The 7,006-nt window shown below is 60.8% G+C and carries 7 protein-coding genes and 1 pseudogene; 5 read left to right on the top strand and 3 right to left on the bottom strand.

Annotated elements, in window-relative coordinates; genetic code table 11:
- Positions 1-326: pseudogene (locus tag NW837_RS11385) on the bottom strand (Photosystem I reaction center subunit III); the annotation flags it as partial.
- A 195-nt stretch (positions 327-521) separates the two neighbouring features.
- Between NW837_RS11385 and tsaD the strand changes: the two are divergent.
- Complete coding sequence (gene tsaD / locus NW837_RS11380; RefSeq protein ID WP_414331621.1) at positions 522-1,616, top strand: tRNA (adenosine(37)-N6)-threonylcarbamoyltransferase complex transferase subunit TsaD; 1,095 nt, start codon at positions 522-524, stop codon at positions 1,614-1,616.
- Here tsaD and mnmG read toward each other — a convergent pair.
- Entirely contained in the window at positions 1,580-3,511 is a 1,932-nt protein-coding gene (gene mnmG, locus NW837_RS11375) for a tRNA uridine-5-carboxymethylaminomethyl(34) synthesis enzyme MnmG (RefSeq protein WP_414331619.1), read from the bottom strand. The genes tsaD and mnmG overlap by 37 nt on opposite strands.
- 193 nt (positions 3,512-3,704) lie before the next feature.
- A complete protein-coding gene (locus NW837_RS11370) occupies positions 3,705-3,827 on the bottom strand; it encodes a hypothetical protein (protein ID WP_414331618.1) in 123 nt (40 codons plus the stop codon).
- A 181-nt stretch (positions 3,828-4,008) separates the two neighbouring features.
- On the opposite strand from NW837_RS11370, the gene thrC reads away from it, so the two are divergent.
- The 4 genes from thrC (at position 4,009) to NW837_RS11350 (ending at position 6,892) form a co-directional block, all read left to right on the top strand.
- Complete coding sequence (thrC, locus tag NW837_RS11365) at positions 4,009-5,349, top strand: threonine synthase (RefSeq protein ID WP_414331616.1); 1,341 nt, start codon at positions 4,009-4,011, stop codon at positions 5,347-5,349.
- A gap of 104 nt (positions 5,350-5,453) precedes the next feature.
- A complete protein-coding gene (locus NW837_RS11360) occupies positions 5,454-5,975 on the top strand; it encodes a fasciclin domain-containing protein (protein ID WP_011434359.1) in 522 nt (173 codons plus the stop codon).
- 36 nt (positions 5,976-6,011) lie between these two features.
- Complete coding sequence (locus NW837_RS11355; RefSeq protein ID WP_011434358.1) at positions 6,012-6,287, top strand: ubiquitin-like small modifier protein 1; 276 nt, start codon at positions 6,012-6,014, stop codon at positions 6,285-6,287.
- A gap of 26 nt (positions 6,288-6,313) precedes the next feature.
- A complete protein-coding gene (locus NW837_RS11350; protein WP_011434357.1) occupies positions 6,314-6,892 on the top strand; it encodes a DNA-3-methyladenine glycosylase in 579 nt (192 codons plus the stop codon).
- The last annotated feature ends 114 nt before the right edge of the window (positions 6,893-7,006 follow it).

Here is a 7,006-nt window from a genome sequence, read left to right as displayed (position 1 = left end):
AGCAGACCGGGGATGAGAAACTCGCCCGCATGGTTCAACCGACCATCCGTAACCAGGTGGGGCAGGCCCTCTTCGCCGCAGAGCAGCTTGCTGTAGCGCTCAAAGCGCTTGCTGGTTTGGGCCAGCTTTTGCTGGTAAACAGGGGCCATAGCAGGGCTGGCGTTGAGGATCTTCTCCTCTAGGCTGCTCAGGCGTTCGTTCATCAGGGCCTGAAAGGCGGGAACTTCGCTGCAAGGTTTCAGACCAATCAAGGGCTCTGCCTGCACAGATTGGGCGAGGCCAAGCGCAATGCAAAGGGCCAAAAGAAGGCTTAAAAAGGTTCGCATAGCAGGATTTGTCCTTGAGGTAGGGGTCTAGGATCTGTCCAAATGCTAAGGGATGCTAAGTGCAGAAACAGGCACTAAACGGTTAGTATCATACTCCTGAGCGCCTCGCCCCGACGGATCCTGAGTTTTAGCTCACACAATTCTTAATTTAAGGATCCCAAGGCTTTCCTATTCCTTTCCCCAGCTTGCTCTCCCATGCCCCGCGTCCTTGCCATCGAAACCAGTTGTGACGAAACGGCTGTGGCTGTGGTGGCGGCGGATGCAGCCTGGCCGGGGTTTGCCCCACGGCAGCTCAGCTCCGTGGTGGCCAGCCAAATCGACCTTCATGCTGCTTACGGGGGGGTGGTGCCGGAGGTGGCCTCTCGTCAGCATGTGGAAACCTTGCCCTTTGTGCTGGAGAGGGCTCTGCAACAGGCAGGATTGGAGGTGGCCGAGGTAGATGCCATTGCCGTAACCTGTGCGCCGGGCCTGGTGGGATCCCTGCTGGTGGGGCTGATGGGGGCCAAGACCCTGGCTTTGCTTTACGACAAGCCCCTGATCGGGGTGCATCATCTGGAGGGCCATCTCTTCAGCGGCTTCTTGGCAGAGCCCGATTTGCGCCCCCCCTGCCTATGCCTTTTGGTATCGGGAGGCCATACCAGCCTGATTTGGATGAAGGACTACGGGGACTACCAGACGGTGGGCCGCACCCGCGACGATGCTGCCGGCGAGGCATTTGATAAGGTGGCGCGGCTGTTGGGGCTGGGCTACCCGGGGGGGCCGCAGATCGACCGTTGGGCTCAGCAGGGGGATCCGCAGCGCTTTCCCCTGCCTGAGGGCAAAGTGGAGCATCCCTACGACACAAGCTTCAGCGGCCTGAAAACGGCGGTGTTGCGCCTAGTCCAGCAGTTGCAGCAGCAAGGCCAGGAGTTGCCCATTGCCGATATTGCCGCCAGCTTCCAGGCCTGTCTGACCCATGTGCTCACCGAAAAGGCAGTGGCCTGCGCCGAGGCGCTGGGCCTCTCGACACTGCTGCTGACCGGAGGGGTGGCTGCCAATCGAGAGCTGAGGGCCCGCCTCAGGGAAGCAGCCCGGCAAAAGGGGTTGCGGGTGGTGATCCCGCCTCTAGCCCTCTGCACCGACAATGCGGCCATGATCGGGGCGGCTGGGCTCTGCCACTGGCTGCGGGGGGAGGTCTCGCCGCTGGAGCTGGGGGTGGCCTCTCGCCTGCCCCTGGAAGGGATCCCTTCCCTCTACATGGATGGGGGCGGAGCTCACAGAGAAGAACAGACGGGATCCGCCGCCCTCTGACGTTGCCTCACCTCAAGGTAGATGAGCAGCGCGTTGATGTCGGCGGGGTTGACACCGCCGATGCGGGCTGCCTGGCCCACGGTGAGGGGACGCACCGCCGAGAGCTTATCCCGCGACTCTTTGGAGAGGGTGGGGATGGAGTGGTAGTCCAGATCGGGGGGCAGAGGGCGGTGGTACTGCTTGCTCACCTGCTCAATTTGGCTCTGCTGCCGCTGGATGTAGCCGCTGTATTTGACGGCAATCTCTGCCGCCTCCTGCTCAAAGGGATCCAGCTCCGCATCCCCCAGCCCCAGTTCCAGGAGATCGGAGTAGTGAATCTGGTTGCGGCGCAAGATCTCGGCCAGAGTGGCGGATCCCTTGATCCCCTGCCCCGTCAGTTGGCTTAGTTGGATGCCGGCCAGGTCGTGGGCCTTCACCCGCTGCGTTTCCAGGCGCTCGATTTCTGCGGCAATGCGCGCTTGCTTGGCTTGGAACAGGGCCCAGCGCCGGTCATCGATCAAGCCCCATTCTCGCCCCAGGGGGGTGAGCCGTTGGTCGGCATTGTCGGAGCGCAGGATGAGGCGGTATTCGGAGCGGCTGGTGAGCATGCGGTAGGGCTCCCGCAGTTCTTTGGTGCAGAGATCGTCGATGAGGGTGCCGATGTAGCTGGACTCCCGCGGCAGGGTGACCAGGGGCTTGCCTTGAACCAGGCGGGCGGCGTTGATCCCGGCTATGAGCCCCTGAGCTGCCGCCTCTTCGTAGCCGGTGGTGCCGTTGATCTGGCCGGCGCAAAACAACCCCTGCACCTTTTTGGTCATCAGAGTGGGGTAGAGCTGGGTGGCCGGCAGATAGTCGTATTCCACCGCATAGGCAGGCCGCAGCATGACGCACCGCTCCAGGCCAGGCAAGGAGCGCAACATCTGGATCTGGATTTTCTCAGGCATCCCCGTGGAGAACCCCTGGATGTAGAGCTCCGGCAGATCCCGCCCTTCCGGCTCAATAAAAATCTGATGGCTTTCCTTGTCGGCAAAGCGGACAATCTTGTCTTCGATGCTGGGGCAGTAGCGGGGCCCTTTGGCCTCCACCCAGCCGCCATAGACAGGGGTTTCGTGGAGATTTTCCCGGATGATGCGGTGGGTCTCTGGGGTGGTGCGGGTCAAGTAGCAATCCATCTGCTCCCTTGGCACCCACACCTCGGGGTCGAAGCTAAACCAGCGCACATCGGGATCCCCCGGTTGCCGCTCCATGACCGAAAAATCCACGCTGCGCCGATCCACGCGGGCAGGGGTGCCGGTTTTCAGCCGGCCCGTTTCAAAGCCCAGTTGGCGCAGGGTGTCGGTCAGCCCTTCCACGGCAAATTCCCCTGCCCGTCCGGCAGATTGCCAGTGACGGCCAATCCAGATGCGCCCCCCCAAAAACGTACCGGTGGTCAGGATCACCGCTCGGCAGCCGAAGATGGTGCCAAAGTGGGTGACCACGCCGACAATCTCATCGTTGCGCTCCAGCACCAAATCGGTGACAGTGCCCTCGCGAATCGTCAGGTTAGGCTGGTTTTCCACCACCGAGCGCATCACCCGCGCATATTCCCTTTTGTCGGTTTGCGCCCGCAGCGCCCACACCGCCGGCCCCCGCGAACGGTTGAGCACCCGCTTTTGCAAATAGGTGCGGTCGGTAACTTTGCCCATCTCGCCGCCGAGAGCATCGATTTCGTGCACCAGCTGCGATTTGGCCGGGCCGCCGACGGCAGGGTTACAGGGTTGCCAGGCGATCTTGTCCAGATTCAATGTCAGCATGAGGGTGTTACAGCCCAGCCGCGCTGCTGCCAATGCTGCCTCACAGCCGGAGTGCCCCCCGCCGACCACCACCACATCGTAGTGATCGAGAAAATCAATGCTGTCCCGTCCAACTCTGAGCATAGGGTGGCAATTCCAAAATGAATAGCCGGGATCCCCGGTCTTTTAATTTTCAGGTTATTTCAGCTCGCTTATCCAGCTTAGCGATGGCGGCAACGGATAGGGTTATTTGCGACCGGCCCGAGGCAGGCAGAGCAGTAGGGAAAGTTTTCTGTTGCCCTGGGAAATAAAGTTGGGTAGAGGCTCAGTTCCCAGCCTAAGTCACCTGATTGAAGAGTTGCAGAGACCTCAGGGCGCTGGGATCAGCTCCCCCAAGGCTGCCGATAGCAGGGGATCCCAGAGGAAAGGGCAGAGTCGCCCAAGGGATGTTGCGGCTCATACAAACACCAGACAGCCCGCCTGCGAGAGCCAAGCACCGATTCCATTATCCTCAACCGGATCTAATCCAGACTATTTTAGTCGGGTTTAGTTGACGCGGCAGATTGCGGGTGATAAGATTCCCCCCAACGATAGGTAAGTTCAATCCAGCGCCCACCCTTTCCTTCACCTTGAGGCTGCCCATGTCCCAAACTCTTTCCGAACGCCCGCTCAGCCCTGCCGATTCCCCGTTGGCCTCTGCCTTGCACAGCTCCAAGGTGGGCTTCAGCCGTTTGCGCTGTCGGGAGTGTGGCGCCGAGTATGAGCCGGTCGCCAAGCATGTTTGTGAGCTGTGTTTCGGCCCCCTCGAAGTGGCTTATGACTACGACTGGCTGAAGCGCACGGTTAGCCGTCAGAGCATCCAGGCCGGGCCGCATTCCATCTGGCGCTATCGGCCTTTTCTGCCGGTGACTTCTGAGAAGCCCATTGATGTGGGCACGGGCCTGACCCCTCTGATCAAAGCGGAGCGCCTGGGTCGGCGGCTGGGATTGAAAAATCTTTACATCAAGAACGATGCCGTCAACATGCCCACCCTCAGCTTCAAGGATCGGGTGGTGTCGGTGGCGCTGACCCGCGCCAAGGAGCTGGGTTTTACCACCGTTTCCTGCGCCAGCACGGGCAATCTGGCCAACTCCACCGCTGCTATTGCCGCCCACGCCGGCTTGGACTGCACCATCTTCATCCCGGCGGACTTAGAAGCGGGCAAAGTGCTGGGATCCCTGATTTACAACCCCACCGTCATGGCGGTGGAGGGCAACTACGACCAGGTGAACCGCCTCTGCGCCGAGGTGGCGGATCGCTACGGCTGGGGCTTCGTCAATATCAACCTGCGCCCCTACTACTCAGAAGGCTCCAAAACCCTGGCCTATGAGGTGGCGGAGCAATTGGGTTGGCAACTGCCGGATCAGGTGGTGATCCCGCTGGCCTCGGGATCCCTGTACACCAAGGTTTACAAAGGCTTCCAGGAGTTTGTGAAGGTGGGGCTGGTGGCGGATAAGCCGGTCACCTTCCACGGCGCCCAGGCGCAGGGATGTTCGCCCATTGCCCAAGCCTTCCGCGAGGGACGGGATTTTGTCACTCCGGTTAAGCCCAATACCATCGCCAAGTCCATCGCCATCGGCAACCCTGCCGACGGGATCTACGCCCTGGAGATCGCCCGCAAAACCGGCGGCCAGATCGAGACGGCTGCCGATCCGGAGATTGTTGCCGGCATCAAGCTTTTGGCCGAGACCGAAGGCATCTTCACCGAAACCGCCGGCGGCACCACCATTGCCGTGCTCAAACGCCTAGCAGAGTCCGGCCAACTTGATCCCGAGGCGGTTACAGTAGCCTACATTACTGGCAACGGTCTGAAGACCCAGGAGGCGGTTCAAGCCCACGTAGGCCATCCGCTGGTGATCTCGCCCAGGCTGGAGAGCTTTGAACAGGCTTTGGAGCGGGCCCGCACCCTGGAGCGGCTGGACTGGCAGGAGGCATCAGTATGAACTCGGTTTGCAGGGAAGACCCTCTCCATTGCCTCTTAACAGAATCTTAATGAAGAACTGTTAAGATCCCTGGCGTAGACCTATTGGCTCAGGAGCTTTGCACAATGCCTATCTTTCCTTCTGTTCAACGCCTTGTTCGCCGTTGGATCCCGTTGGCGGCTGTAGTGGCCCCGCTTGTCTTTGCTCCTGCGGCCCAGCCTCAAGGGCTAAACACCATTGCCGTTGAGCTGGAAACTTTGCCCAGCAGCTACTCGACGCTGGCGGCAGCTTTGCGGGCGACGGGCCTGAATACGGCGTTGGCAGGGCCGGGGCCGTTCACGGTCTTTGCCCCTTCCGATGTGGCCTTTGGGCAACTGCCGCCGGGTACGGTGGAGACGCTGTTGCAGCCGGCCAGCCGGGCTCAGCTCACCCGCATTCTCACGTATCATGTGGTGCCGGGGCGGATTACCTCGTTTGACCTGCGGCCCGGCCAATCGACCACTCTGACCACCTTGGCAGGGCTGCCGCTGCAGGTGCAGGTGGGATCCGATGGCAGCATCCGGGTCAACGGGGCTAACGTGAACCTGGCGGATATTCCAGTTTCCAACGGCGTGATTCACGGCATCGATGGGGTGCTGCTACCCTAGTTTTTTGATGTTGGTTAATGGACGAGGCATTGGGCTATGGCAGTCAAGGTGCTGATTCCCAACACGCTGCGGGCGCTCACCCAGGATCAGGGGGTGGTGAATTGCGAGGGATCCACCATCCGCGAATTGTTGGATGCTTTGGAACAACGCTGTCCGGGGATTAAGGCGCGGCTGTGCGATGAGAAGGGGGAATTGCGCCGCTTCGTCAACTTTTATGTGAACAGCGAAGACATTCGCTTCCTCAAGGGATGTGACACCCCTCTGCAAGATGGGGATGAGGTGAGCATCGTCCCTGCCGTTGCTGGGGGCTGAGGGCTGCCAAGCCTGCCGTGGACGCTGTGGAGTGGTTGAGCCAGCCGGCCCCGCTGGTGGCACCTGCCTTGCTGGGCATGGTTCTGGTGCGGCAATTTGCCGATGGGCTGCAGGTGCGGGCCCAGATCGTAGAGACGGAGGCCTACACGGCTGGGGATCCGGCCTGCCATGCCTACCGCCGCAAGACCCAACGCAACCAGGTCATGTTTGGCCCGCCAGGGCATCTCTACATCTATCGCATCTACGGCCTCTACCACTGTCTAAATATCGTTACCGAGCCAGAAGGGATCCCGGCGGCGGTTCTGATCCGGGCAGCTCAGTTGGATCGCCTGCCAGACTGGATCCCGGCCAACAAACAGAATCAGCCAGCACGGGCGGCGGCGGGGCCGGGCCTGCTCTGTCAAGCACTGCGCATCGACGGATCCCACAACGGCTGGCGGCTAGAGCGGGCGGAAGCCGGCCAGGAAGGCATTTGGCTGGAGGGATCCCCCTCTTGGCAAACGCAGTTGTCCATCGTCCAAACCACCCGCATCGGCATCACCCAAGGAGCCGAGATCCCCTGGCGCTGGTACATTGGTGGACATCCGGCGGTGTCGCGCTATTAGTGGGGGCAGGCGGACAATGCTCGCAGAAGGCAGTGGCTAAAGGACTGATACATTTACGCTGAACACTGCTGAACATCACTGTTCAACTATGCAGCGATAGCATTCTGTTTGTTT

This window comes from Synechococcus sp. R6-10, assembly GCF_047461815.1.
Taxonomy (GTDB): Bacteria; Cyanobacteriota; Cyanobacteriia; order Thermostichales; family Thermostichaceae; genus Thermostichus.
Note: the sequence above shows the minus strand (reverse complement) of the source record. Positions and strands in the feature narration are given on the sequence as shown.